This window comes from Larkinella fluvii (assembly GCF_051857545.1).
Taxonomy (GTDB): Bacteria; Bacteroidota; Bacteroidia; order Cytophagales; family Spirosomataceae; genus Larkinella.
The window spans coordinates 419,179-443,908 of record NZ_JBPZHB010000008.1 but is presented as its reverse complement, the minus strand read 5'-3'; the positions used below and the strand labels follow the sequence as shown (position 1 = coordinate 443,908).

Genomic DNA, 24,730 nt, shown 5'->3' with positions numbered 1-24,730 from the left:
GAATGTTATGAAAAAACGAATTCTTATTACCGGTTCCAATGGCCTTCTGGGGCAGAAGTTAGTCGATTTATTGACCCAGAAACCGGAGGTGGAACTCATTGCTACGGCGCGTGGGGCCAACCGGCTGCCGGAGTCAGATCGGTATTCCTACCAACCGATGGACATTACCGACCGCCAACAGGTGCTGGCGGTAATCAGCGAAACCAAACCGGATGTGGTGATCCATACGGCGGCCATGACCAACGTGGATCAGTGTGAGTCGGAGAAAGACGCCTGCTGGGCGCAGAACGTGAAAGCCGTCGAGTATCTGGTGGAAGCCTGCCGTAGCAACGATAGCTTCCTCTTGCACGTTTCGACGGATTTTATCTTCGACGGAGCCGCTGGTCCGTATACCGAAGAAGCCGAAGCCAACCCGATCAGTTTCTACGGCTGGAGCAAATATGCCGCCGAAAAAGCCGTTATTCATTCAGGTATTCGCTGGGCCATCGCCCGAACGGTTCTGGTCTACGGCATTGCCCACGACATGAGCCGGAGTAACATTATTCTGTGGGTGAAAAAATCGCTGGAAGATGGTAAGACGATCAAAGTGGTGACCGATCAGTGGCGCACGCCAACGCTGGCCGAAGATTTGGCCCTCGGCTGCTGGCTCATTGCCGATCAGAAAGCAGAAGGTATTTATAATATTTCCGGGAAAGACTTTTTGAATCCCTACGAAATGGCCATCAAAACCGCCGATTATTTTAACCTCGATAAGTCGCTCATCACCCAGGCCGATTCGTCGACGTTTTCGCAACCCGCCAAACGCCCCCCGCGCACCGGTTTTGTGCTGGACAAACCGCGTCGGGTGTTGGGATACGAACCCAAAAGTTTTGAAGAAGGCATTGCGGTTCTGGCCGCGCAGATTTAAAATCGGTTTACGGTATTCAGTTTACGGTATACGGTGGCTGACGCGTGCTTGCCTGGATGCGTCAGCCACCGTATACCGTAAACCGAATACTGTAAACCCTAAACCCCTTCCTGAGTCGTATGAAATGGATCCTGTTTTTTGTTCTTGCCGTCGTTTCCCTGAACGGTCTGGCGCAATTACCGGCTGCGGGCAAACGCATCGACGGCCCCGTTACCACGAAGCGCGGCATCGTCCTGAAAGCGGGGGATTCGGTGCGGTTTGGGAAGGGCGGATTGCCTTCGGGGGCTTATCAGCATGCCTATCTTTCGTTTGACAAATTTGGACAAAAAGCGGCCGCGCTGGAAGAAGGGTATGCCTTTAAATACGCGACCATCCGAGAGTTTCGGGAGGTTGGAACGGGCGCTGATAAACGGTTGGTGGTGCTGGTCCGGCCGAAAGGAGGGATTAGCGTCAACTTCAGAGCCATCGACATCGAGCCGGCGATGGAGGCTAAAGAAGTCATTTCGATCAACGGCACGGCGATCAGCAAACTGGTTACCAAAAAGCAAATATGAGCCAAATCTTTGCACCGCCGGGTGAAAAACCGTTCACGATTGTTTGAGCAATTCTTATCCGGTATATTGCGTCCGGTGCTAACGGATTGTTCATGTGAAAGAAAAATTCTTCAAGTGGGTCGCCGGGGCGATGGGAATGCTGCTGCTCAGCTACGGCTTTTTGCTGTGGCACCGAAAAGCAACGGCTCCGCCAGCCGACATGAAATTGTATTATTCGGTTTCTACACAACTGTCTGAAGGGAAAATACCGTACCGTGATTTTACCGTCGAATACCCGCCATTGGCCCTGTTGCCGTTGGTGGTTCCGCACCTGCTTACGGCTGGCATGACGCTCGATTACCGGGCGTATTCCTTGCTATATTTACTGGAAACCTTTTTATTGCTGCTGCTGATTGCCTTCACGGTACAACGAGTGGCCCGGTTTTGGCCGGAATCGTTATCCCCCTGGCGGCTCCTGGCGGTTTATTTGCTGCTGATCATCCTCAGCAAAGATTTTGTATTCTGGCGGTATGATCTCTTTCCGGCCTGGCTGACCTTACTGGCGCTGCTCGCGGTTTTGAAGAAGCAACCCCTGCTGGCCGGGTTGTGGATTGGTCTGGCCATCATGGCTAAATTATATCCGGTTATACTGGTGCCGGTTCTGCTGGTGTATTACCTGGCCGGGCAGCAATACCGGGCGTCGGTGCGGCTGGTGGCCGGAACAGCCCTTGCCGTTTCGCTGGTACTGCTGCCGGTTGTGTTTCTGTCGGGTAGTCAGGTGTTTTCCTTTCTGACGTACCACCAGTTGCGGGGACTGCAAATCGAAAGTGTGGCCGGCGGCTTGGTCTTGCTGGGAAATGTGGCGGATTTATCGCGGGTCAGCACCGCCTTTAACTACGGGGCCTTTCACCTGGAAGCCAGTGGGGTCGGGTCGGTTTTGAAAGCCTTACCGGGAATCTTTCTGGCTAGTTTTAGCGGGCTCCTTGCGCTTGGCTGGTTCCGGTTCCGGCGCGAATACGGGCAGACCGGAACGATTTCGGCGGACAGTCTGCTTCGGTTTGTGCTGGGCGCTTTGCTGGTTTTTATCAGTACCAACAAGGTGTTTTCGCCCCAATACCTGATCTGGTTACTTCCGTTTGTGCTCTTTCTACCCGTTAAACCGATTGCATGGATGGGCTTTATTTTCTTACTGACCACGTTGGTCTACCCGGTTTTTTACTCCCAATTGATTGAGCCTACCGTTTTTGGCGTTTTGCTGCTGACGGCACGGAATGGGGCTTTCCTCTTTTTCTTCGTCCACGTTGTGCGAAAAAACCGTCCCTCTTCATCCTTCCAGAATCTCTCCCCAACGCCCTACCCGAATCGGTAGCCTGCCACCGGGAGGAGCCGATTCTACATTTTTGCTGATTAATAATACTTTATTTCGGGATTGGGTGGGCTTGCTTGCGTCTACGCAGGAAATGCAATAAGATTGCCGTGTGTAAAAGTCTTCTTTGCTATACCTATGTCTCTTATTACCAGTACGTACCGGTGGGGCCGTCGAATGAGCCAGACCGGTGGGGTGTTTCTGGCGGGCCTGTTCCTGATCGGATCAACGGGTCGAAAACCCAGCGAAATGCCGGGCTTTCAGGTGCCGGACGGTTTTACCATCGAACGGGCCGTGGCGCCGGATTTGCTTTCCTATCCCATGTTCGCCAGCTTCGATGGCGCTGGCCGCCTTTTTGTGTTTGAGTCAACCGGCCCCAATGCCATGGGAACCGAAAAAATGCTGGCCGAACCGTCGTATCACATTCGCCTGTTGGAAGATGCCGACGAGGACGGCCAGTTTGAAAAAAGCCGGATTTTTGCCAAAAATATCCCGTTTCCCAAAGGTGGGGTATTTTACCAGGGTAGCCTGTATGTGGCCGAATCGCCCAATCTGGTGAAGTATACGGATACGAACAATGATGGCGTTTCGGACCAGAAAGACGTGATCCTGACGGGCTGGACCCTGCACGCCAACGGAGCCACGCTGGGTGGTCCTTTTTTCGGCCCGGATGGCTGGCTTTACCTGACCGACGCCCGCCGGGGCTTTTCGATTACCACCAAAGAAGGCAAGGTTCTGAAAGGAAAAAGTGCCCGGATCTGGCGCTGCCGCCCCGACGGAACCGGCCTGGAGTCGCTGGCGGGGGGCGGTTTTGATAATTCGATTGAAATTGCCTTTCTGCCGTCGGGCGAAACCATCGGAACGATGACCTATTTTGTCGATCCGCAGGATGGGCAGCGCGACGCCCTCATGCACTGGGTGGAAGGCGGCACGTACCCCAAACCGAACCCCGTCATCGCCGAAGATGGCCTGAAACTGACCGGCGATCTGATGCCGACGATGACCAAAATGCCCCGCGTGGCCCCCTCCGGCATCATGCGCTACCGGGGTGCCGGGTTTGGGACGGCTTATCAGAACAATTTATTCAATGCCGAATTCAACACCGGACGAATCATGCGGCATAGCCTTTCGCCCGATGGAGCCACGTTCAAAACGGTGGATGACGTCTTTTTGAAGTCGTTCAGCGCCGATTCGCACCCGACGGATGTGCTTCAGGATGCCGACGGCAGTATGCTGATGGTGGTTACGGGCGGCTGGTTCATCGAAGGTTGCCCGCTGTCACGCGTTGCTAAACCGGACGTTCAGGGTGGTATTTACCGCATCCGCAAAACCGGTACGCCCAAGCCAAGTGATGCGTGGGGCAAAAAACTCGCGCTGGCCAAACAGACGCCCCAAACCCTACTGAACTACCTCACGGATACCCGGCTGGCCGTCCGCGACAACGCGATGGAGCAACTGATCCAACGCGGAAATGCGGCTGTCAACCCCCTTCTCACGGTTTTTCCTGCCTTAAAAGACGAGGAGTTGCGGGCATCGGCGGTGTTTGCCTTGTCCCGAATCAATACACCTGCGGCCTGGAATGGCGTTCATAAAGCACTGACGGATCGGAGTCGTGTCGTTCGCACGGCAGCCGTTCGGGCGCTGGGATTGCACAAAGACCGGATGGCCGTGGACAAACTCATCGCCTTGATGCAGAAGGATGCGCTGCCGGTTCGTCGCCAGGCGGCCACGGCCCTGGGGCAGATCGGCGATCAAAAAGCCGTTCCGGCCTTGCTGAACGCTGCCGCGAGCAATACCGACCGGTTTGTCGGACACGCCATCGTCCATTCACTCATTACACTGCGGAATACGGAACTACTGGTCAGGGCGCTGGAAAGCCCCTCTTCGAAGATCCGAATTGCGGCCCTGATTGCGTTGGATCAGATGGACGGTGCCCCGCTTCAAAAAATGCATCTGGCCGCAGCCCTGGCCGCCCGGGAGACGGATTTCCAGAAAACCGGTATCTGGGTGGCGTCTCATCACCCCGAATGGTCGGACATCGTCATCGGTTTTCTGGAAAAAAAGTTGAAGGACGGGACGCTCTCGGATACCGACGCCGGTTCGGTTCGGGAGTTGATGCTGACCTTTAGCAAGGAACCCACTTTGCAGAACTTCCTAGCCGCCCAACTGGCAAGTTCGGCCACGACCTCCGCCCGAAAAGGGTTGCTGCTGGAGGTCATGGCGAAATGTACGTTGAAGAAACTGCCGGACGCGTGGGTGGAAGAACTGGGAAATCAACTTCGGAGCAACGATGAGCGGGTGCTTTCTCAGGTGTTGGGATTGATAGAGTCCCGGCGGATCAAGGTGCTTAATCCGCACCTGGACCGGATCGTTCAGGCCGAAAAGACGCCCGTTGGCTTCCGACTGAAAGCCCTGAGCGCGCGGATCATGTCGTCGCCGGGCCTGACCGATCCGGAGTTTCAGCTCTTGCTGACGTACCTCGGCCCATCGTTCGATTCGCCGGTGCGCCAGCAGGCGGTGCGGCTCCTGAACCATGCCGAACTGACCAATGACCAGCTTCTGGTGATCGCCCGCACCCAAATCGGGAAGGCGGATGCCTTCCTGTTGCCGCCCCTGCTGAGCGCCTTCGAAGGAAACCGGGATGAGCGGGTCGGCCAGGAACTTATTACCGCCCTGCAAGCGGTTTCGGAACGGCTGGATAATGTACCGGAGCAGGATTTTCAAAACCTGTTGAAACCGTTTCCCGCTTCGGTGCAAACCCAAGCAGCCCCGCTGCTCGTCAAGCTAAAATCGCTTCATGCGGAGCGGTTGGCGCACCTGCAAAACCTGGAAGCCCGGTTGACAGGGGGCGATGTGGGCGAAGGCCGGAAACTGTTTTACGGCAAGGCATCTTGTTCTACCTGCCATGCCGTCGGAGCCGAAGGCGGGCGTTTTGGCCCCGACCTGACCAACATCGGTGAAATCCGTTCCCAGCACGACATTCTGGAAGCCATCGTGTACCCGAGTGCCAGTTTTGCCCGGGAGTATGAAACGTTCCGGGTGGTCACGAAAAATACGTCGTATACGGGTATTCTCAAGGAACAGCTTCCGGAGTCGGTCGTGATTGAACTGGGGCCTGCCCCCGGTGTACGGATTGCCCGTTCGGAGATCACCGCCATCGAACCGCAGACGTTGTCGATGATGCCGCCGGGCCTGGATCAGCAACTGAATCCGACCGAAATGGCCCATCTGATCGCTTTTCTCAACGCGCTGCCCTACCGGCTGGACCGGATGATTCAGGCCAGTCAGAAAAAATAAAACCGGAATCTGTTCCTGATGAAAGTGAGAATGACGCTTTCTGCCCCTAAATCCCCTGAAGGGGACTTGTAGCATCCTGAAGGTTTCGCGTCCAAGTCCCCTTCAGGGGATTTAGGGGCAGAAAGCATAAAAAACACCTTGAAAATGAGGAGCTTAAATTTTTTAGTTCTGGCGGTGATCATCGCCCTGTTGGTTGCCACGGGCGACGCAACGGCACAACTGGCGCGGTCGAAAACCGTCAAACTATTCAACGGAAAAAACCTGAAGGGGTGGTACGTCTTTATTGAAAAACGGGGACGGGAGAATGATGTTAAAAAGGTCTTTACGGTACACGACGGACTGATTCACGTCTCGGGCGAAGAATATGGCAGCATCATTACCAACAAGGCGTACGAGAATTATACGCTGACGGTGGAATTCAAATGGGGAGACAGAACTTATGCACCCCGGGAAGACCGCGCGCGGGACAATGGCATCCTGTTGCATTCCACCGGGCCGGATGGCGGGTACCGCGGGATCTGGATGCGTTCCATCGAATGCCAGCTCATCGAGGGCGGATCGGGTGATTTTCTGGTGGTGGGCGATGGCAGTGAGAACTACGCCCTGACGGCCACCATAGCGCCCAAACAGGAAGGCCGGGGAAATGTATACTCCCCATCGGGTACGCCCCTGACCATCCACAGTGGCCGGATCGACTGGTTCGACCGGGACCCGGCCTGGAAGGATGTCAAGGGGTTTCGGGGTGCCAAAGATATTGAAAAACCGCTGGGCGCGTGGAATACGATGGTTTGCGTGGCCGAGGGCGACACGGTTTCGATTTATTTGAACGGGACGCTGGTCAACCAGGCTACCCAGGTGAAACCCGCGAAAGGTCGCATCCAGATTCAATCCGAGGGTGCCGAGCTATTCGTTAGAAAAGTAGAACTTGTTCCTTTACGAAGGAAATAACGCCGAAAACCGATTAACCGAAACCGTCATGTCTGATCAGTCAACCCCTTTGCGTGTCCTGGTGGTGGGATGCGGAAACATGGGGTCATCCCACGCCCAAGCCTATCACCTGCTGGATGGCTTCGAAATCTGTGGCATTGTCTCCACCGGAAAAAGCAAGGAAATCCTGAATGAAAAACTGGGGGGTGGTTTTGCCCTTTTCAGTGATTTTGAAGAAGCCCTGAAGCAGACCAAACCGGATGCGGTGTGTATCTCGACGTACCCGGACACGCACGAGGCATTTGCCGTCAAGTCGTTTGAAGCCGGGTGCCATGTTTTTATCGAAAAACCGGTGGCCGACTCGGTGGCCGGGGCTGAGCGGGTGGTGGAAGCCGCCGTGAAAGCGGGTAAGAAACTGGTGGTTGGCTACATTTTACGCCATCATCCGTCGTGGGAGAAATTTGTCGGCCTGTCGCATGAACTGGGAAAACCGCTGGTGATGCGGATGAACCTGAACCAGCAAAGCGAAACCAGTATGTGGACCCTGCACCGCAACCTGATGAAAAGCCTGAGCCCGATCGTCGACTGCGGGGTGCATTATATCGATGTGATGTGCCAGATGACGCGTTCCAAACCGGTACAGGTCTACGCCATCGGTGCCCGGCTGACGGACGAAATACCGGCGGGTAACTACAATTACGGCCAACTCCAGATCCGGTTTGCAGACGGGTCGGTGGGCTGGTACGAAGCGGGTTGGGGGCCGATGGTCAGCGAAACGGCGTTTTTCGTCAAAGATGTTTTCGGGCCGAAGGGCAGTGTTTCCATCGTGGCCAAAGAAGCCGGGGGCGCAGGCAAATCGTCGTCCATCGAAGCCCATACCAAAACGGAATCCATCCGGTTTCACCATGCAGACCTGGACGCCAGCGAGCGGTTTGCGAAACCGGATGAGTGGATTAATCTGGAGGACGAACCTGATCATCAGGAGCTTTGTAACCGGGAGCAGCGGTATTTTCTGAAAGCCATTCGGGAAAATATCGACCTGACCGATCACATGCAGGATGCCGTCAACAGCCTTCGGATTGCCTTTGCCTGCGATGAATCCGTACGAACCGGTCAGGTTGTCATCTTGTAAAACTCCGGTTTCCTGGTGCGGTGGTTGAAATTTGGTACCAGCATTAAGGAGGGAAAGATTAGTCTGTTGTCTGAAACCGGAATAACTTTAGGCCGTTTGTGCCGCGCTTTTACGTCGGCATCCGGTTGAACCACTAGATTTTAGCTAATGACCCCAATTCCGCAAGAAATCCCGGTCGGCATCGTTGGCCTTGGGCTGATGGGATGCAGCATTACCACCTGTTTACTGATTGCGGGTCATCCCGTCGTTGCAGTTGCGCCGATTCCCGTTGACATGGACACCGCCCTGCCCCGGATTAAAGAGCACCTCGAACGGTCGTATCAGAAAGGACTGATTACGAATCAACCGGAATCGTATCTGGAAAACCTGATTCTGACGGAGGACTACGAAGAACTCCGGCCCGCCCGGCTGGTTATTGAATGTACCATCGAAGACCGGGGAATCAAAGAATCGGTATACCAGAAAGTAGAACGGGTGATTGCTTCCGATGCGCTGCTGGCGAGCAACACCTCGGCCATTCCGATCAGTGTGCTTCAGAAACTGACCCAACACCCGGAGCGGTTTTTCGGGTTGCATTGGGCCGAACCGGCGCACACGACCCGGTTTCTGGAAATCATTTGCGGAGACGACAGTGCGGTTTCCCAGGGCGAATACCTCTATGAACTGGCCCACTTCTGGGGCAAGGAACCCATCCTGGTTCGAAAGGATATTGCCGGTTTTATCACCAATCGCCTGATGTATGCCATGTACCGGGAAGCCATCAGCCTGGTCGAAAACGGCTACGCGACGGTGGAGGATGTCGACCGTTCCTGCCGCAACAATGCGGGCTATTTCATGACGCTGGTGGGGGTTTTCCGCTGGATGGATTTGACGGGCGTTCCGGCCTATCATACCGTCATGAAAGACCTGTTGCCCACGCTCAACAACAGTACGGAAGTGCCGAAACTGATCGACGACATCGTAAAAAGCGGAGGGCGGGGAGTCGCCAATGCACACGGTTTTTATGACTATACGCCGGAAGAAGCCCGGCTTTGGGAGGAAACGTTTACGGAATTTAGTTACAAAATCCGTGAAATCGCCTTGCAGTATCCGGCTGATTATGTGAAGAAAAAATTGAAAGAAAAGGAGGATTCGGTGTAGAAACGATTTCAGGATTGCAAAAAACGAATATCGAATAAAAAATGATGAATGTTAAATGTAAAAGGGGCTTCCAATCCAGTACTTCTACATTTAACATTCATCATTTTTCATTTGATATCAGTCCTGTACGAAGGATTTAAAACGATTGGCAGACCGCTTTTTCTTCTTTTTTTTGGTTACGATTTTTGCAAACCCTTGTCGATGCTAACGCCAATGAGGGGGCCGCGTAGCGGACGGATGTTTGTAGCCACAGCATCATAAAAAGCCATTCTAAAGATCGTTCTGCGCCAACAGCCAAAGAGGTTGGGGGGAAATGCATCCTTCGTACAGGACTGATTTGATATTCATCCTTCTCTGTTCCTGGAAGAGAGATGAAATCCTGAACGGGTTCTTCATTTCCCCTGTATCTCTAAAAATTAGCTCTTCGTCGCCGTAGGCTCCGCCGGATGGCCGGGGTCCGTTTCCTGCGGTTGTGGCCCCCAAGGTTGTCGGCCGCGTCCGAATCCGCGCGGGCCACAGCCGCCTTTCCATTGTTCCTTCATTTGCTGCTTGAACTGCTGACGTTCTTCGGGCGTCATGTTCTGCCAGCGGTTCGACATTTTCTCGCGCCAGTAAGCGTGTCTCGGGTGGCCGTAGGGACCTCCGCCCCAGCCGCCACCGCCCCACCGTCGGCCACCCCAACCCCCGCGAAAACCGACCAGAATCCGGCTCAACAGGAGCAGGCCCAGCGCCTGAACGAAGGTGATCGTCGGGCCGGCAAACAGCACCGGCACCAGCCAGTTCCAGAGACTTGATACGGCCCAGCCGGCCGCCGTTACAAAAATGACAGCGAATAACAGGCCGCCGACTACGCGTTTAATCCAAAATAGTTTCATGGTTTCTTAATTTAATACGGGTTGATGGTTTGCCCATTGTTACAACATGCGTCATCCCTACGGGACTTGTTTCATTCCAATTCGGTGGTTTTGCCCCATTGCTACAATATGAATCATCCCTACGGGATTTTTTGCATTCCAATTCGGTAGGTTTTGGTTCTATTGTTACAACATGCGTTATCCCTACGGGATTTTGGGATTTGATAATCCCGTAGGGATAACGCATGTTGTAACCCCCGATTTTAATCGGGGTAAAGGGAACGAGGTGGGTCTAAAATCCCGTAGGGATGACCGATATAATGCCTTATTTCCTAAAATTTAAATAGGTTATTGTTCGCGTGGTTTCACCGTGTTCGACCCCTTTACATGTGGCTGGCAAACGGCGGCATGGTGGCGGTCAAAACCGGAATGTCCACGCCAGTGTCCGCCGTGCCCACCGCCGAAGCCAAAACCGCCCACCAGCAGTCTCGTTAGAAACAGCAGGCCCAGCGCCTGTATGAACCGGATTTTCGGCCCGTTAAAAACCGAGGGCACCAGCCAGTTCCAAAGCCGCATGACGACCAGCGTGACCAGCATGAAGAGGGCAATTCCGAGGGCTAAAAAGCCGATTCCTTTTAAAATTAACAGAGGTTCCATTGTCGTTGTGTTTAGTTCATGATCCATTCTTCGTATAAGCCCCGCAGGCGTTCCCGCAGATACAGAATCGCGTAGCGTTTGCGCGACAGCAGTGTGTTGATCGGAATTCCGGTTTCGTCGGCCATGTCCCGAAAGCTCTGTCCGTCGATCTCGTGCCGGATAAATACCTCCCGTTGTTCGGCGGGGAGCTCCGAAACCGCTTCCATGACGGCTTCCATCATCGCTTCCCGCATCAGCATTTCGTCGGCGGTCAAGTCGTTGGCGGGCAGCAAACTGGCCATCAGCAGCGGTTCTCCGTCGTCGTCGGCGTAGCCCCTGGATTGATCTTCCAGGGAAACCGTCCGCTTTTTCCGGTACCAGTCGATGATTTTCCGCCGGGCCACCGCAAACAACCACCCGGCCAGATGCTCGATGGGCTGCGTCAGCGGTTCCGTGGGCGACGGCAGTTGCGTTCGCCGGTCGATTTCGGCCCAGTCCATCAATACATCCTGCAACAGATCTTCGGCATCCTCGCGCGTCGGGAGCCGTCGACGGATAAAATCCAGCAGGCGGGGTCGTTCGCGCTGAACCGCCCCGGCCGCCCCGTCGGGTGGCCGGGAATCGGGACCGGAATGATCCGATCCTTTCGGGTTGATGGGGACTGACAGCGCAACGTTTCTCATACATCAGGGAAGTCGGATGAAAACAGCGGATATTGTATCACCGGTGCCTGAAGTCCCTAAAAATGGATAAGTGGCGCAATTGACCCGACGAAAGGTCGTTTAAGGCTTGGGAGTAAAGAAGTTAGACGAGAGCCAAGAGCCTGAACGGGCTGTTTTTGGAGCCTTTCTTCGCCTGTTTCAGCGCTTTTATCGCGAACGAAAAAAAGAAAAATGCCCCGTCCATTTCATTTCTACCGGTTTTTTGGCAGATTCATGACCCGAATTCCGGATGACGTATCGGGGCATAACCGGTAAGAATATACGCTCTGTTGGCCTTCCTTTTTCGGATGAAACCTGCCGAACGCCATACAAATAGCCGATCGATTGTCTATATTTGTCATGGATTATTCCGTTAGTTTTTTGAATCTCACTAATCTTTTACTCAATACAGTATGAACAGAAGAGATGCCTTGATGCGGGTTGCGGCCTTGATGGGAACCACCCTGACGCTGCCTGCACTCGCGGATACGCTCGAAGCCTCGGCCACCAGACGGGCCCTGAGCGGAAAGCCTCTGTTGTTTACGGCCGACCAGGACACGATGGTCGCTGAAATGACCGAAGTCATTATCCCCACGACCAGCACCCCCGGTGCGAAAGCCGCCAAAGTCAATGAGATCATTGACATTATCTTGAAAGACTGTTATCCGCAAAAAGATCAGAAGCAGTTTTTAGACGGACTGGCCCATACGAATGAACTGAGTCAGGCTGCCTACAGCAAGAATTTCGTAGCGCTCGATGCCACGCAACGGACGGAGATCATGACGAAACTGCAGGCCGAAGCCGCCGAACAACGCAAGGCCATGGCTTCCATGCCCGCCGAAAAACGGTATACGCCCTTCTTCAATACCCTGAAATCCTTAACGTTGAACGGGTATTTTACCTCGGAAATCGGCGCCACGCAGGCCCTCGCCTACATTGCCGTTCCGGGCCGGTTCCAGGGGTGTGTTGATCTGAAACCCGGTCAGAAAGCCTGGGCTACCTAGTGTCGATGAACAAGGACGGATGAAAGGGTTTCCGGTTCGTTCGTTGTTTGGAGCTGCCTGAGCGGTCCCGAAAATTGTTCATTATCCATTTTATTCGTCATTAAAAAACATGAACCTTAACATAGATAGTATCAAAGCCACTACCTACGACGCCATTGTGGTCGGGTCGGGGATCAGCGGGGGATGGGCAGCGAAAGAGCTGACGGAGAAGGGTTTGAAAGTGCTGATGCTCGAACGGGGCGAAGATATCAAACACATCGAAGGGTATAAAACCGCCATGACCGACCCCTGGCAGTTTCCGCACCGGGGGCGGGTGACGTCGGAGATTGCCGAGGAACAGGCCGTTCAGGCCCGGACGGGCTACACGGTTTCGGAAGGAACCGCCTACCTGTTTGTCAACGATAAAGAAAATCCGTATCTGGAAGACAAGCGGTTCGACTGGATGCGCGGCTACCACACGGGCGGCCGTTCGCTGATGTGGGGCCGTCAAAGCTACCGCCTGGGCGACCTCGATTTTGAAGCCAACATCAAGGAAGGCGTTGGTGCCGACTGGCCGATTCGCTACAAAGACATTTCGCCCTGGTACGATTACGTCGAAAAATTCATTGGCGTCAGTGGTTCACGCGATGGTTTGCCGCAGTTGCCTGACGGACAGTTTCAGCCGCCGATGGATATGTATTGCCTCGAAAAACACGTCAAAGGCGAGGTAGAGAAAAAGTTCAAGGAGCGGACGATCACCATCGGTCGCGTGGCACACATCACCAAGCCTACGGCACAACAAAGTGCCCTGGGCCGGGCGCAGTGTCAATACCGGAACCTGTGTAGCCGGGGGTGTCCGTTCGGTGCCTATTTCAGCACGCAGTCGGCCACATTGCCAGCCGCCATGAAAACCAAAAACCTGACGCTCCGGCCGCATTCTATCGTGACGTCGGTGATTTACGACGAAGCGAAGAAAAAAGCAACGGGCGTTCGGGTGGTTGATCAGTTGACAAAAGAAGAACTGACCTTCAATGCGAAAATTATTTTCCTCTGTGCCTCGTCCATGGCGTCGACGCAAATCCTGATGGCTTCGGTTTCCAACCGTTTTCCGAACGGTTTGGGCAACGAAAGCGGGGTGCTGGGTCACTACGTAATGGACCACCATTTCCGGGTGGGTGCCAGTGGCGTCTACGAAGGGTTTGGCGATAAATACTACTACGGTCGTCGGGCAAACGGGATTTATGTGCCCCGTTTCCGGAACCTTCCCGGCCAGGCAAAACGCGATTACCTGCGCGGATTTGGCTACCAGGGCGGTGCTTCCCGAATGAACTGGGGCCGGGGTACGGCTTCCGAAGGTTTCGGAGCGGCCTTCAAAGACGAAATGACCAAACCGGGACCGTGGGCGATGAACCTCGGCGGCTTTGGCGAATGTCTGCCGTATTTCGAAAACAAAGTCGTGATCGACAAGTCGAAAACCGATAAGTATGGTCTGCCGGTACTGCGCTTCGATGCCGAGTTCAAGGAAAACGAAATGAAGATGCGCAAGGACATGGGCAACGATGCGGCTGAAATGCTCGAAACGGCGGGTCTGAAAAACGTGACCATCAACGACAACGGTTCGTGGCCGGGTCTGGGCATTCACGAAATGGGAACCGCCCGGATGGGGAATGATCCGAAGCAGTCGGTGCTGAACAAATTCAATCAGGTGCATTCCGTGAAAAACGTCTTCTGTACGGATGGCGCGTTCATGGTTTCGGCTTCGTGTGTCAACCCGTCGCTCACCTACATGGCCATGACCGCCCGCGCGGCCAACTACGCCGTGCAGGAGTTGAAGCGACAAAACCTTTAATGAGTTAAGAGTTAAGAGTTAAGAGTTAAGAGTTAAAAATTAAGAGTAGAAACACATCGCGGCCTGTTTGGCCGATGGGGTTTACTTTAACTCTTAATTTTTAACTCTTAACTCTTCACTAATTTTTGCAACCCTTTCGGTATCAGCCTTGTCATATCGTTCAGAGCGTTGTCTCGGCGGTGATATGTTTACATTCAGATTCTACAGTACAGTATTGGCGGTGTTGGTGCTGAGCACAGTGTCCTGCGATCGGATCGCGCAGGACGCTGCACCCGGCCCCGATGGCGTGGATACGGAAGAAATAGAGTATTATACCCTGCCCGACCAGCAGGTGGCGATTGATCTTACGTCCATTTCCGGCCTCAATTCGGTCACAACGCTGTACATTACCCAAACTCCGCGACTCGGTAATGCCCGATTCAGCGGCAGCGGTTTGCTGGTTTATACGCCTTATTCCACTTTTGTGGTGGGTGAAGACCAGTTTGCGGTCAGCACGGGCAAAGAAACCCGGCTTGCCCGGTCTTTCCGAATCAGCATGGCGGCCGACAGCAGCCGGATTCCGTGTAATGCCGGTCCGATTCCGGATTGGTACCGGACGGCCGAAAGCCAGGCCATTACGGTAGATGTTTTGAAAAATGACCGGTTTTGTGATGCCACGGTCGATCTGGCCAGTCTGGCCGTGCAGCAGCAACCGGAGCATGGAAAAGTAACCGTCGAAAACGGGGCAATAAGGTATACACCCACGGCCGGTTTCAACGGATTTGATTTTTTCTTTTACAAAGTGAAGGCGGTTTTTCCGCAAAAAAACCGCACGTTTTTATGTCCGGTTCGGATTAGCGTCGGCGATCCGTATAAAGACTGTAAAATTCTGCTGAAAGACGAGCAGGTCTACTGGAAACAGTGGTTTATTACCGATTCACTGCGCATTCCGGTTCTGGCCAACGATCAGCTTTGCAAATCCCGGTATGATCTGCCGGTTACGATCGTCAAGGCACCCGGCAAGGGTACGGCGCGGGTGTTGAAGAATAATACGGTTTTGTATTTTCCGACAAACGGCTATACGGGAGAGGATGAATTGACGTACCGGCGTTGCGATGCCGGCGACTGTCAGGAAGCCACGGCCCGCATTTCGGTCACCGGCCCGGATGTCGACTGTGCGTTGACGGCCCGCAACGACAACGGTCAGATCTCGGCCGCTATTTTGCCCGCTGATCCCAAAAAACGGGTTGTTTACATTTATGCGCTGGGAAATGACCGCGTTTGTTCACCCTTGCGAAGCATGACCATTACGGATAATCCATCGGGTGCCGCTTTAGAAGTCCTGCCAAACGGGGCTATTGTGTACCGGCCCTCCCTGGATTTTAGAGGAAGTTTTCAGTTTACTTATGAATTAACAGACGTGAAAAACAACAAGGCGTCGGCGACGGTAAATCTTGCCATTCAATAAATTAGGAATGGTAAATTGGGTCGGTTTAAGGAAAAGTTGTAATTCGTACATACACCGTCGTCCTGAAGAAACTCTTTGTCTGAAATAGAATTGTTGCGGGCATGCCAGCGTCACGATGCGCGGGCTCAAACGGCTTTGTACGAACGTCACAAAGGCCGGATGATGGGCCTTTGCCGTCGCTATGCCCGTTCGCGCCCGGAAGCGGAGGACATGTTTCAGGAAGGGTTTATCCGCATCTTCCAGCAAATTCATACCATCGAACAACCCGAGCGGTTGCTGAACTGGATGAAACGGGTGATGGTCAACACGGCCATTAACTGGTATCACAAGCACCACCACGAGCAATCCGAAACCGACTACGAAGAAGCCTGGGAAACCAGCAACACCGAACACAACGACATCCTGGCCCGTATCTCGACGGAGGAATTGCTCACGCTGGTGCAGGACCTGGCCGACGGCTACCGCATGGTGTTCAACCTGTACGTTGTCGATGGCTACAGCCACCAGGAAATTGCCCGAATGCTGGGAATTTCGGAAGGAACCTCGAAGTCGCAACTGGCGCGGGCCAAAGACGTTTTAAAACAAAAATTGAAGAAAATAGGGATTGTCAGCTATGGCAGCTACTGAAGATGAGTGGGAACGGATTTTCCGGCAGCGACTCGAAAACGACGAGTCTGAACCGGCCGAAGACGCTCTGGAACGTATTTTAAGGGGATCAAAACCGCCATCGGCCGAAAAACCGGTGCGTCATGTGGGTCGGCGAATCGGTTTGAGCCTGGCCTTCCTGGGTATTCTGGTCCTGCTAACCGTTGGCATCCGGGAGTATTCAGCCTCGTCGGCAGGCACCGTTGCGCAATCACCGGCGGTGGTGAAGGCTGACCCGAAACCGGAAACGGAGCCGACCGGGACGGTTGCTGAAAGCCGTCCAACGGCCGGGGAAGTCAGTCGTGTATCCCGAAACGGAAGACCAATCAAACCGGTAGAATCCCTGTTCGCCAGAGACGGAGGGCGGATTGGTGAATCATCGGTTTTTGCCCGGGCGACTGAAAAATTTCGGCCAGAACCGGTTGGCTCAGGTTCGGAGCCATTGCGAAGGAATGAACAGAATACGCGCGGAAAATTAGTCAGTCAACTGAGCAGTATACCGAAAGAAGCACCAAACGAAGCCTATGATGTAAACTCTACGATCCCATCGTCCAATCCCCAAACGAGCACGGAGACGGAAAACGCATCGGCTCTGCGCTACGCATTTGTAGCCGGAAAAGCGACCCGGCTTGTGTTTCCCGTTGCCACCTTACCCGCTGTTCATGCACCGGCCAGACAGCAGGCGCCCGGCATCGAACCGGGTAATCTGGCCGCCCGTCCTTCCTTTTTTGCCAGTGTCATGCCCCTATACACGTTCCGGGAAGTGACGCCGGTGCGGCAGGATGAGGTCGTAATGGAAAAAATTCGCCCGTCCACGTCCTTGTCCACCCGAACGGGTTTGCGGGTGCAGGCCGGAGCCGAATGGCCGCTGAGCCGGAGGCTCAGTTTACGGGTTGGGGCGGTTTATCAGAAATTGCAGCAGGAAATGACCTACTCCGCCCGAGCCCTTCGCTCGGATTCGACCAAAGTGGAGTGGGTCGATCAGCAAACCATCAAACTAACGCCTTTGTATAAATCGGTGGAACATCGGGTGAAAACTACCTGGCAGTATGTTGCGCTGAGCGCGGAAGGTCGGTGGCAATTGAATCCGGGTCAGATGACGGGGCTGCGGCATTCGATGGCGATCGGAGGGAGTCTGGGTTATCTGGTCAGTGGCCGCTCCAGCCAACGCTGGCAGCCCTTTTTGCAGGCTTCCTACGGGATTGAGCGCCGATTGACGGAGAAATTGCGGTTGCAGGTTGAACCCGGAATCGTCTATAACCTCAACGCCATCAGCGATAATTCGCGCTGTTTTAGCGTCCGTCCCTACAGCTATGGTCTGGTAGTCGGACTACACTGGCAGCCTTAAATATGAACGGCCTGTCGTCCCGTTGGCTCAGGAATTTGAAATTTTTCCGAACAACTTTAGTATGATCAGAGTTTGTTTTATAATTGATTTGGTTCAAACAACCATCATAAAACAAAACTCAACGATGAAAAAGCTAGTGATGATGGGGGCTATGTTCGTGGCGGTTGCCCTCAACGCCAAAGCGCAGAACACGACCGGGTCGACTGGTACCGGAACGATGACCGGTACAACTGTAAATCCGCAAACGCAGACGACCAATCCGCAAACCCAGGGGATGAATGGCCAGTCGACGGGTACGACAGGAAATACGAATACGACGACGTATCCGCAGGGCCAGACGACTTTAGGGTCGCAATCGCCTACCGGTTCAACGGCCAATCCGCAAATGCAAACGCAGCCTCCAACGACCGGAACCACTACATTTCCGCAAACGCAACAAGGCCAGCAGGGACAAATGAACCAACAGGGTCAGATGAACCGCGAGCGTCGTACCACCGATCCAACGTCTACCCAGACCGATCCGGTTCAGGGTTCAACGACGACCAATCCTTCGACTACGACCAGCCCGACGAACTCAGAATTGAATACCAAGGGGACGACCAACAATTCGAACGACCGCAAAAACCGGAGAAATAGAAACCGGAATGATTCGACGATGAAGCGTGATACGCTACAAAATAAATAGTAGAGAATCAGTTAGGTAATCCAAGAAAAGCAGTCATCACTCGGTGTCTGCTTTTTTTCCTTCACAAGTATGAAAAAGCTACTGATTGCCAGCCTGATCGGGGTTTCCGTTTTTGGAATCTCCGCCCAAACTACGGGAATGGTCCGTCTTTGGGATCCTGTTGCCGGGCAAAATGCCACACAGGATACGATCAAAAAAGACACGAACCGGCTTCGGCAGGGCGACCGGATGCGCCGGGGACAAATTGAGGACCGGCGACCGACGGGCGATCCGAATCCGAAGCAACTCCGGACCGACTCGCTTCGGCGGGGTGGAGCCATGAAAGTGGATACTGTCCGGTATTAAAATGAAAAACCTCCCGAGCCGGGAGGTTTTTTCGTTCAGGAGGATGGGTTAGTGATGCGTCAGCGTTGTAGGCAAATTCTACGCGCACGTTTGGTAAATGGAATGGTAGCGGTTTATCAAGCCAGGGTACGGATTTTAATGAGGTTCGTTGGTACTTTGTTGTTTTAACATTTCGGCGCAACAAAGGTAGCTCGCTAAGGTTCGATCGGCTAGCCGGAGTCGGCAACGGGTGGGTTGGGGTAAATAACGGGCGGGAAAAAGCGGGCAGTTGGTCATGATCAGCGGAGTAAAACAGAGACTGGAAAGCCTTTAGGAAGTGACCGGTTTCAACGGTATTGAACGCCATGCAGACTTCGTTTGTCAGATTCCTCCTGCTTTCAGGACTTCTATGCCATCAGGTCACCCTGTATGCGCAGTCGCCTGAACCCAACTACGACGAAACCAAAATACCGGCTTATACCTTGCCCGATCCCCTCGTCACGCAGGTTGGGAAGCGCATCACGACCGTTCGCCAGTGGGAAAATCAACGACCAGTCTTGTTGAAACAATTTGCCACGCAGGTATACGGTGTTACGCCCGAACGTCGGCTGGCAACCCGATATGAAATAAAATCAGTGGATTCCTCCGCGCTCGGCGGGACGGCCATTCGCAAACAGATTTCCATCATCTGGACGGAATACCCCAATCTGCCGTCGCTGGATATCCTGATTTATGTTCCTAAAGGTGTGAAACGCCCGCCGGTTTTTGTCGGATTCAATTATATGGGAAATCACAGCATCAGCACCGAACCCGGTATTGCCCTCTCCACGCGCTGGTTGCCCAATCGGCCCGACGGAAAAGTCGTCAACAACCGGGCGACGGAAGCCGCGCGGGGTGTTCAGCGATCCCGCTGGCCCCTGGAACTCATCATTTCAAAGGGGTATAGCGTGGCGACGGCCTATTACGGCGATCTGGAACCGGATCATCCGGAGGGCTGGAGAACCGGTATTCGTTCCGTATTGGGACCGCCGACGGAGCAGAAAAGCGATGGCTGGCAGGCGATTGGGGTCTGGGCGTGGGGCATGAGCCGGATGCTCGATTACCTGGAAACCGACGGCTTGGTGGATGCCAGACGGGCGATTGCGCTGGGGCATTCGCGCCAGGGAAAAGCCGCTTTGTGGGCGGGTGCGCAGGATACGCGGTTTGCGGCCGTCATTGCCAACGAATCCGGCGAAGGCGGAGCGGCTTTATCGAAGCGCGTTTTTGGCGAAACGATTCTGCGGCTTAACACGAGTTTTCCGCACTGGTTTTGTCCGCAATACCGAACCTACAACAACCGGCCTGAAGCCCTGCCGTTCGATCAGCACCAGCTCCTGGCCTTGATCGCGCCCCGTCCGCTTTACGTTGCCAGCGCGCAGGGCGACCAGTGGGCCGATCCGAAAGGCGAATTCATGAGCGCCCGCCAAACCGATCCGGTTTACAAACTATATGGTAAAAAAGGCATTGGTACCGACGATTGGCCGCCCGTTCATACACCCGTCGGGGAGACGGTTCGCTACCACATCCGCACGGGAGAGCATGACGTCAAGCGCTATGACTGGGAGCAATTTCTGAACTTCGCCGATCAGCAGGTGAAAAAATAGAAAAGAGAGGATAGACAAGAGAAGTGAGACTCTTTACTCTCTTGTCTATCCTCTCTTGTCTATATCACACCTGCGCTTCAACCAGCGCGGGGTAGTCGATAAACCCTTTTTCGCCACCGGCATAAAACGTTGCGGGGTCGGCCTGGGCCAGTTCGGCGCCGGTGCTCAGCCGTTCGACCAGATCCGGGTTCGCAATGAACGGATACCCAAACGCAACCAGGTCGCCCAGGCCGTTTTGCAAGTCTTCTTCGGCGCGTTCAGCGGTATATTTGCTGTTCAGAATCAGCGTATTGCTGAATTTTTCCCGAATGGTTTTGAGCAGCGGTACGGTGGTTTCGGCTCCTTCCGGGGCTGCGGTATTGATGACGTGGAGGTAAACGATACCCAGGTCGTTCAGTTTTTCGGCCAGGTAGGTGTACGTTTCGTCGATTTCCGGGTAGTTCGGCATGTCGTTGAACACTCCGTAGGGCGAAAACCGGATGCCAACGCGATCCTTTCCAATGGCCTGCGCCGATTGTTCGGCAATTTCCAGGGCAAAACGGGCGCGGTTTTCGACGCTGCCGCCGTATTCGTCGGTGCGCTGGTTGCTGTTCGGATTTAAAAACTGTTCGATCAGATAGCCATTGGCACCGTGTAACTCGATACCGTCGAAACCGGCTTCCACGGCGTTTTTAGCCGCCTGAACAAATTCCTGAATCGTTTGCTTCACCTCGTCGGTGGTCAGCTCGCGGGGCTGGGCGTTGGTCTGCATCCCTTCCTGATCGGTCCACATCGGGCCGTCGGCTGCAATTGCCGACGGGGCAATCACCTCGGCGCCGGCTGGTAAATTGAGGGGGTGGCCAATGCGGCCCGTGTGCATCAGTTGCACGAAAATATGGCCGCCTTTTTCGTGAACAGCCTGCGTCGTCAGTTTCCAGCCCACTACTTGTTCGGCACTGAAAATACCCGGAATCCGGGCATAACCCAGACCGTTGGGGGAAGGCGAAACGCCTTCGGAAATGATTAAACCCGCCGAAGCCCGTTGGCCGTAATAATTGGCAATCAGTTCGTTGGGGATGTTGTTATAAGCCCGGCTGCGGGTCATCGGAGCCATGGCGATTCGGTTGGTGAGGGTCAGTGTGCCGAGTTGAACGGGGGAAAAAAGTAACTTACGCATTGCGATGGATGTCTTGGTTTGGGGGAATAACGCATCCATACATTTAAAAGTTTGAATGTATTAAGGAAAATTTTTAAGTCAGCTTCGTCAGGAAGCCCGACAAGTCCTTCAATCCCTCTTTATTTAAACTCAGGTTCTGGTTGCGGCCTTCTTTGTGGGAGTTGACGAGTCCGCTGTCGATCAGGGTCTTGACGTGGTGTGAAACGCAGGGTTGCGACAGTCCGGTCATTTCCTGAATATCCGAATTGTTCAAACTTCCTTTTTCGGAAAGGGCCAGCAAAATTTGCAACCGGTATTTATCGGCAATGGCACCAGACGCTTTTTCAATAAACTTGTTATCCATTGGCTGAGCCGGATGTTGGATCCGGTTTAAACAGAATACGGTCGTTGAGAATACTACAAAGTGCTGAACGTCACCGTTCACGGCGTTGTAAAATTGATGAAGTTTCTTTAAATATTCTACTCTATCCCCACAAAGTTGTACTTCATGGCATTTTTCTGACAATTTAGGAATTAAATTCCTAAATTGTCAGAAAAATGCCATGATAGATCGTCAGCTTACGCATCGGGCTTCCGAGATGCTTCGGAAATATCCAATTATCACCATTACCGGGCCGCGCCAATCGGGGAAAACCACACTGGCAAAGTTTCTAAAACCCGATTACCGGTATGTGAGTCTGGAACGTTTGGCCGAACGGGAATTTGCCCGGCAAGACCCGAAAGGGTTTCTGGAGACCTATCAGAACGGGGTGATTCTGGATGAAGTACAATATGTGCCGGACCTGTTTTCTTATCTGCAGGTGGCAACCGACGAGCGGCAACGCACCGGCGAATACATCCTGACCGGATCACAAAATTTCCTGTTGATGGAGTCGATCACCCAATCGCTGGCGGGGCGGGTGGCAGTATTCAACCTGCTGCCTTTGTCGTGGCAGGAACTTCGAAGTACGACATATCAGCCCGCGTCGTGGGAGACCTATATCGTTAGTGGGTCCTATCCGCGAAAACTCGTACACGATATCGACGCCGACGGTTTCTACGATAGTTACCTGCAAACGTACGTAGAGCGTGACGTGCGCCAAGTCAAAAATATTCTGAATTTAAATCTATTTCAGAAATTCATTCAGTTGTTGGCAGGACGCATCGGGCAGTTGTTCAACCAGCAGAGTTTGGCGGTGGAGTTGGGTATTGATAACAAAACCGTCAACGCGTGGCTGACGGTGCTTGAAACCTCCTTCATTGCGTATCGCTTGCCTCCTTATTATCAAAATTTTAGCAAGCGCATTGTGAAAACACCGAAGGTTTATTTCTACGATACGGGATTGGCTGCTTATTTGTTGGGCATCCGGTCAGTCAATGATCTGGGGGTTCATTTTGCCCGCGGTGCCCTTTTTGAAAATTTAATCATCAACGAACTGACCAAAAACTGGCTGAACCAGGGTCAGCGACCGCCGTTTTATTTCTGGTCGGATCAATCGAATCACGAAATTGATCTGCTCATTGACCGGAGCAAGAGCCTGACGGCGGTTGAAATTAAATCAGGGCGAACCATTCAGCCGGACTTCTTTAAAGGCTTGGACTACTTCCAGAAACTGGCTCCTCAAACTACTTCGACACTGGTATACGGAGGGAATGACGCCCAGCAGCGGACTGACGCCCGGGTGCTGACCATCAATGAATTGGATGCGTTGAATTAAGGGACAGATGAACCCCGCTGTGTCGACCAGCCTGCACTAAAATCGGTTGGAAGCAACCTGGCTTCCAACCGATTCGATTGATCCCTACTGGTGGGTGGTTTGCTACAACAGTGTGCGCTAAAATTGAATCCCGACATTGAGCCCCGGCCACATCCGAACCCGGACTTCTTCGTCCGACCACCGGCGGCTGAACGTCTTGTCATATACTTCCCATTTGACCCATTCCGTTCCGGTTCCTTCGCGGGTTTCAAATTTTGTTACCTGCACATTGAAGGTAGGCGTTACGGTGACGGCAATGCGGTTATGAATCGGCAAAATGAAACTTACCCGGGCCTGATTCAGCAAATTGAGATCTTCCCAGTGGTTGCCTTCTTCCTGAATCTGATAAGTCAGGGCTTCGATGCTGATCTGGTTGCGTTTGCCGATAAAGTGATTCGATCCAATCCCGTAGCCGTATCCCCAACGGAGGGTGTTCCAGCGGACGTTGTCGTTTTCGGGCCAGGCCGCTCCGAGGGCGAAGATGTTGTAAAACTTGCGGTTTCCGCCCATTTTGAAGCCGATGTTGGCGTGCAGGGCGTCGCCCGCCCAGATTTCGAAGCGGTGGTAGCCGTTTTTGGAAAGATTCAGTAAACCGATCTGCGCGCCGTCGACGTTTTCGGCCACGTTGATCAGCCCGATCTGGGTGCCTTTCACGCGTTTCGCCACGTTGGCAATGCCCGCGATCTGCAAGCCTTCGACTGATTCAGCCAGATTGGCAATCCCGGCAATCTGCGCGCCTTTCACAGCTCCCTTCGTCACGTTCGCAATGCCGCCCACTTGCGCGCCGGTCAGTTGCGACCCGGAGAGGTTGGCAATCCCGGCAAACTGCGCACCCTTCACGCTTTTTCCGACAACGTTGACAATTCCGCCGAATTGAGCCCCATAGAGCGGGCCGCCCACGGCGTTGACGATCCCCCCAAATTGTGCGCCATCGACTTCATGGCGAACCCCGTTCAGAATGCCCGAAAACTGCGCGCCTTTGACATAATCTTTCTCCAGGCTGAACAAACCGCTGAACTCGATGCCGTCCAGGGCCGCGGCATAACCGCCGAGCAAATTCAACGAAAACCGGTTGCTGAACAGGGCGTTATCGAGTCCGTTGGTGCTCAGGGGCGGCACAAAACCGATCTGGGCGGGGCGGATGGGATACCGGTTTTGTCGGGCTTCTTTCAATTCCGTTCGGAGAGAATCCGTATCCTGCGAATAGGCCGGTGCGGCAAAACAAAACAGGGAAGTGGCTAGTACGAGTAATTTTTTCATGGCAATTGTTCCTTTTTATGGGTGTTTACTGTTGTTGGACTTTCTCTTTTGCCCCTAATCCCCTGAAGGGGACTTTTGCATCCGGAAAATTCTGCGTCCAAGTCCCCTTCAGGGGATTAGGGGCAAAAGAGATATGGTACAGATCTACAGACCCTGTTATC

General features: G+C 53.7%; 22 protein-coding genes. 16 read left to right on the top strand and 6 right to left on the bottom strand.

The window, feature by feature from the left end; genetic code table 11:
• Positions 1-7 precede the first annotated feature (7 nt).
• From ACS5NO_RS22925 to ACS5NO_RS22895, 7 genes are all read left to right on the top strand, one after another.
• The gene (locus ACS5NO_RS22925; RefSeq protein ID WP_439417294.1) at positions 8-907 is read left to right on the top strand and encodes an SDR family oxidoreductase; all 900 of its coding nucleotides are present in this window, start codon (positions 8-10) and stop codon (positions 905-907) included.
• A 119-nt stretch (positions 908-1,026) separates the two neighbouring features.
• Positions 1,027-1,461 carry a hypothetical protein gene (locus ACS5NO_RS22920; protein ID WP_421826993.1) on the top strand — a complete coding sequence of 145 codons (435 nt, stop codon included), beginning with the start codon at positions 1,027-1,029 and terminating at the stop codon, positions 1,459-1,461.
• A 94-nt stretch (positions 1,462-1,555) separates the two neighbouring features.
• Positions 1,556-2,809, top strand: a complete 1,254-nt coding sequence (locus ACS5NO_RS22915; protein ID WP_439417293.1) for a glycosyltransferase 87 family protein — start codon at positions 1,556-1,558, stop codon at positions 2,807-2,809.
• A 135-nt stretch (positions 2,810-2,944) separates the two neighbouring features.
• Positions 2,945-6,103, top strand: coding sequence for a PVC-type heme-binding CxxCH protein (locus ACS5NO_RS22910; protein WP_439417292.1), 3,159 nt, complete (start codon positions 2,945-2,947; stop codon positions 6,101-6,103).
• A 144-nt stretch (positions 6,104-6,247) separates the two neighbouring features.
• On the top strand, positions 6,248-7,051 hold the full coding sequence (locus tag ACS5NO_RS22905; RefSeq protein ID WP_439417291.1) for a 3-keto-disaccharide hydrolase: 804 nt from the start codon (positions 6,248-6,250) through the stop codon (positions 7,049-7,051).
• Between the two features lie 28 nt (positions 7,052-7,079).
• The gene (locus ACS5NO_RS22900; protein WP_439417290.1) at positions 7,080-8,162 is read left to right on the top strand and encodes a Gfo/Idh/MocA family protein; all 1,083 of its coding nucleotides are present in this window, start codon (positions 7,080-7,082) and stop codon (positions 8,160-8,162) included.
• Between the two features lie 147 nt (positions 8,163-8,309).
• The gene (locus ACS5NO_RS22895) at positions 8,310-9,302 is read left to right on the top strand and encodes a 3-hydroxyacyl-CoA dehydrogenase family protein (RefSeq protein WP_439417289.1); all 993 of its coding nucleotides are present in this window, start codon (positions 8,310-8,312) and stop codon (positions 9,300-9,302) included.
• A gap of 416 nt (positions 9,303-9,718) precedes the next feature.
• Here the strand turns inward: ACS5NO_RS22895 and ACS5NO_RS22890 are convergent, their stop codons facing one another.
• The 3 genes from ACS5NO_RS22890 to ACS5NO_RS22880 form a co-directional block, all read right to left on the bottom strand.
• The gene (locus ACS5NO_RS22890) at positions 9,719-10,177 is read right to left on the bottom strand and encodes an HMG-box domain-containing protein (protein ID WP_439417288.1); all 459 of its coding nucleotides are present in this window, start codon (positions 10,175-10,177) and stop codon (positions 9,719-9,721) included.
• Positions 10,178-10,504: 327 nt separating this feature from the next.
• The gene (locus ACS5NO_RS22885; RefSeq protein ID WP_439417287.1) at positions 10,505-10,813 is read right to left on the bottom strand and encodes a hypothetical protein; all 309 of its coding nucleotides are present in this window, start codon (positions 10,811-10,813) and stop codon (positions 10,505-10,507) included.
• 11 nt (positions 10,814-10,824) lie between these two features.
• On the bottom strand, positions 10,825-11,475 hold the full coding sequence (locus ACS5NO_RS22880; protein ID WP_439417286.1) for an RNA polymerase sigma factor: 651 nt from the start codon (positions 11,473-11,475) through the stop codon (positions 10,825-10,827).
• A gap of 431 nt (positions 11,476-11,906) precedes the next feature.
• On the opposite strand from ACS5NO_RS22880, the gene ACS5NO_RS22875 reads away from it, so the two are divergent.
• The 8 genes from ACS5NO_RS22875 to ACS5NO_RS22840 all read left to right on the top strand — a co-directional run bounded on the left by ACS5NO_RS22875 (position 11,907) and on the right by ACS5NO_RS22840 (position 20,417).
• Entirely contained in the window at positions 11,907-12,497 is a 591-nt protein-coding gene (locus ACS5NO_RS22875) for a gluconate 2-dehydrogenase subunit 3 family protein (RefSeq protein ID WP_229312255.1), read from the top strand.
• Between the two features lie 109 nt (positions 12,498-12,606).
• Entirely contained in the window at positions 12,607-14,325 is a 1,719-nt protein-coding gene (locus ACS5NO_RS22870) for a GMC oxidoreductase (RefSeq protein ID WP_114408106.1), read from the top strand.
• Between the two features lie 184 nt (positions 14,326-14,509).
• Positions 14,510-15,772, top strand: coding sequence for an Ig-like domain-containing protein (locus ACS5NO_RS22865; RefSeq protein ID WP_439417285.1), 1,263 nt, complete (start codon positions 14,510-14,512; stop codon positions 15,770-15,772).
• Positions 15,773-15,847: 75 nt separating this feature from the next.
• Positions 15,848-16,399, top strand: coding sequence for an RNA polymerase sigma factor (locus ACS5NO_RS22860; RefSeq protein ID WP_439417284.1), 552 nt, complete (start codon positions 15,848-15,850; stop codon positions 16,397-16,399).
• Positions 16,386-17,765: a hypothetical protein gene (locus ACS5NO_RS22855; RefSeq protein ID WP_439417283.1), complete on the top strand. Its 1,380-nt coding sequence runs from the start codon at positions 16,386-16,388 to the stop codon at positions 17,763-17,765. Before ACS5NO_RS22860 ends, ACS5NO_RS22855 begins: the two co-directional genes overlap by 14 nt.
• A 124-nt stretch (positions 17,766-17,889) precedes the next feature.
• Positions 17,890-18,450: a hypothetical protein gene (locus ACS5NO_RS22850; RefSeq protein WP_439417282.1), complete on the top strand. Its 561-nt coding sequence runs from the start codon at positions 17,890-17,892 to the stop codon at positions 18,448-18,450.
• 69 nt (positions 18,451-18,519) lie between these two features.
• A complete protein-coding gene (locus ACS5NO_RS22845) occupies positions 18,520-18,795 on the top strand; it encodes a hypothetical protein (protein WP_439417281.1) in 276 nt (91 codons plus the stop codon).
• 344 nt (positions 18,796-19,139) lie between these two features.
• Positions 19,140-20,417 carry an alpha/beta hydrolase family protein gene (locus ACS5NO_RS22840; protein WP_439417280.1) on the top strand — a complete coding sequence of 426 codons (1,278 nt, stop codon included), beginning with the start codon at positions 19,140-19,142 and terminating at the stop codon, positions 20,415-20,417.
• A 64-nt stretch (positions 20,418-20,481) separates the two neighbouring features.
• On the opposite strand, the gene ACS5NO_RS22835 is transcribed toward ACS5NO_RS22840, so the two are convergent.
• Positions 20,482-21,573 (bottom strand): alkene reductase, encoded by a 1,092-nt coding sequence (locus ACS5NO_RS22835; protein WP_439417279.1) that lies wholly within the window; start codon positions 21,571-21,573, stop codon positions 20,482-20,484.
• Positions 21,574-21,646: 73 nt separating this feature from the next.
• Positions 21,647-21,916 (bottom strand): ArsR/SmtB family transcription factor, encoded by a 270-nt coding sequence (locus ACS5NO_RS22830; RefSeq protein ID WP_114408859.1) that lies wholly within the window; start codon positions 21,914-21,916, stop codon positions 21,647-21,649.
• A 199-nt stretch (positions 21,917-22,115) separates the two neighbouring features.
• Between ACS5NO_RS22830 and ACS5NO_RS22825 the strand changes: the two genes are divergently transcribed.
• Positions 22,116-23,270, top strand: coding sequence for an ATP-binding protein (locus ACS5NO_RS22825; protein WP_439417278.1), 1,155 nt, complete (start codon positions 22,116-22,118; stop codon positions 23,268-23,270).
• Between the two features lie 117 nt (positions 23,271-23,387).
• Here ACS5NO_RS22825 and ACS5NO_RS22820 read toward each other — a convergent pair whose 3' ends face one another.
• Positions 23,388-24,569, bottom strand: coding sequence for an LA_2272 family surface repeat-containing protein (locus ACS5NO_RS22820; RefSeq protein ID WP_439417277.1), 1,182 nt, complete (start codon positions 24,567-24,569; stop codon positions 23,388-23,390).
• Positions 24,570-24,730: the final 161 nt, after the last annotated feature.

Coding starts and splice junctions, on each gene's coding strand:
- ACS5NO_RS22845 (WP_439417281.1), top strand. CDS start 18,520: ATGAAAAAGCTACTGATTGCCAGCCTGATCGGGGTTTCCGTTTTTGGA.
- ACS5NO_RS22865 (WP_439417285.1), top strand. CDS start 14,510: ATGTTTACATTCAGATTCTACAGTACAGTATTGGCGGTGTTGGTGCTG.
- ACS5NO_RS22900 (WP_439417290.1), top strand. CDS start 7,080: ATGTCTGATCAGTCAACCCCTTTGCGTGTCCTGGTGGTGGGATGCGGA.
- ACS5NO_RS22905 (WP_439417291.1), top strand. CDS start 6,248: ATGAGGAGCTTAAATTTTTTAGTTCTGGCGGTGATCATCGCCCTGTTG.
- ACS5NO_RS22885 (WP_439417287.1), bottom strand. CDS start 10,813: ATGGAACCTCTGTTAATTTTAAAAGGAATCGGCTTTTTAGCCCTCGGA.
- ACS5NO_RS22825 (WP_439417278.1), top strand. CDS start 22,116: ATGATAGATCGTCAGCTTACGCATCGGGCTTCCGAGATGCTTCGGAAA.
- ACS5NO_RS22910 (WP_439417292.1), top strand. CDS start 2,945: ATGTCTCTTATTACCAGTACGTACCGGTGGGGCCGTCGAATGAGCCAG.
- ACS5NO_RS22850 (WP_439417282.1), top strand. CDS start 17,890: ATGAAAAAGCTAGTGATGATGGGGGCTATGTTCGTGGCGGTTGCCCTC.
- ACS5NO_RS22830 (WP_114408859.1), bottom strand. CDS start 21,916: ATGGATAACAAGTTTATTGAAAAAGCGTCTGGTGCCATTGCCGATAAA.
- ACS5NO_RS22920 (WP_421826993.1), top strand. CDS start 1,027: ATGAAATGGATCCTGTTTTTTGTTCTTGCCGTCGTTTCCCTGAACGGT.
- ACS5NO_RS22895 (WP_439417289.1), top strand. CDS start 8,310: ATGACCCCAATTCCGCAAGAAATCCCGGTCGGCATCGTTGGCCTTGGG.
- ACS5NO_RS22840 (WP_439417280.1), top strand. CDS start 19,140: ATGCAGACTTCGTTTGTCAGATTCCTCCTGCTTTCAGGACTTCTATGC.
- ACS5NO_RS22875 (WP_229312255.1), top strand. CDS start 11,907: ATGAACAGAAGAGATGCCTTGATGCGGGTTGCGGCCTTGATGGGAACC.
- ACS5NO_RS22835 (WP_439417279.1), bottom strand. CDS start 21,573: ATGCGTAAGTTACTTTTTTCCCCCGTTCAACTCGGCACACTGACCCTC.
- ACS5NO_RS22880 (WP_439417286.1), bottom strand. CDS start 11,475: ATGAGAAACGTTGCGCTGTCAGTCCCCATCAACCCGAAAGGATCGGAT.
- ACS5NO_RS22890 (WP_439417288.1), bottom strand. CDS start 10,177: ATGAAACTATTTTGGATTAAACGCGTAGTCGGCGGCCTGTTATTCGCT.
- ACS5NO_RS22820 (WP_439417277.1), bottom strand. CDS start 24,569: ATGAAAAAATTACTCGTACTAGCCACTTCCCTGTTTTGTTTTGCCGCA.
- ACS5NO_RS22870 (WP_114408106.1), top strand. CDS start 12,607: ATGAACCTTAACATAGATAGTATCAAAGCCACTACCTACGACGCCATT.
- ACS5NO_RS22855 (WP_439417283.1), top strand. CDS start 16,386: ATGGCAGCTACTGAAGATGAGTGGGAACGGATTTTCCGGCAGCGACTC.
- ACS5NO_RS22925 (WP_439417294.1), top strand. CDS start 8: ATGAAAAAACGAATTCTTATTACCGGTTCCAATGGCCTTCTGGGGCAG.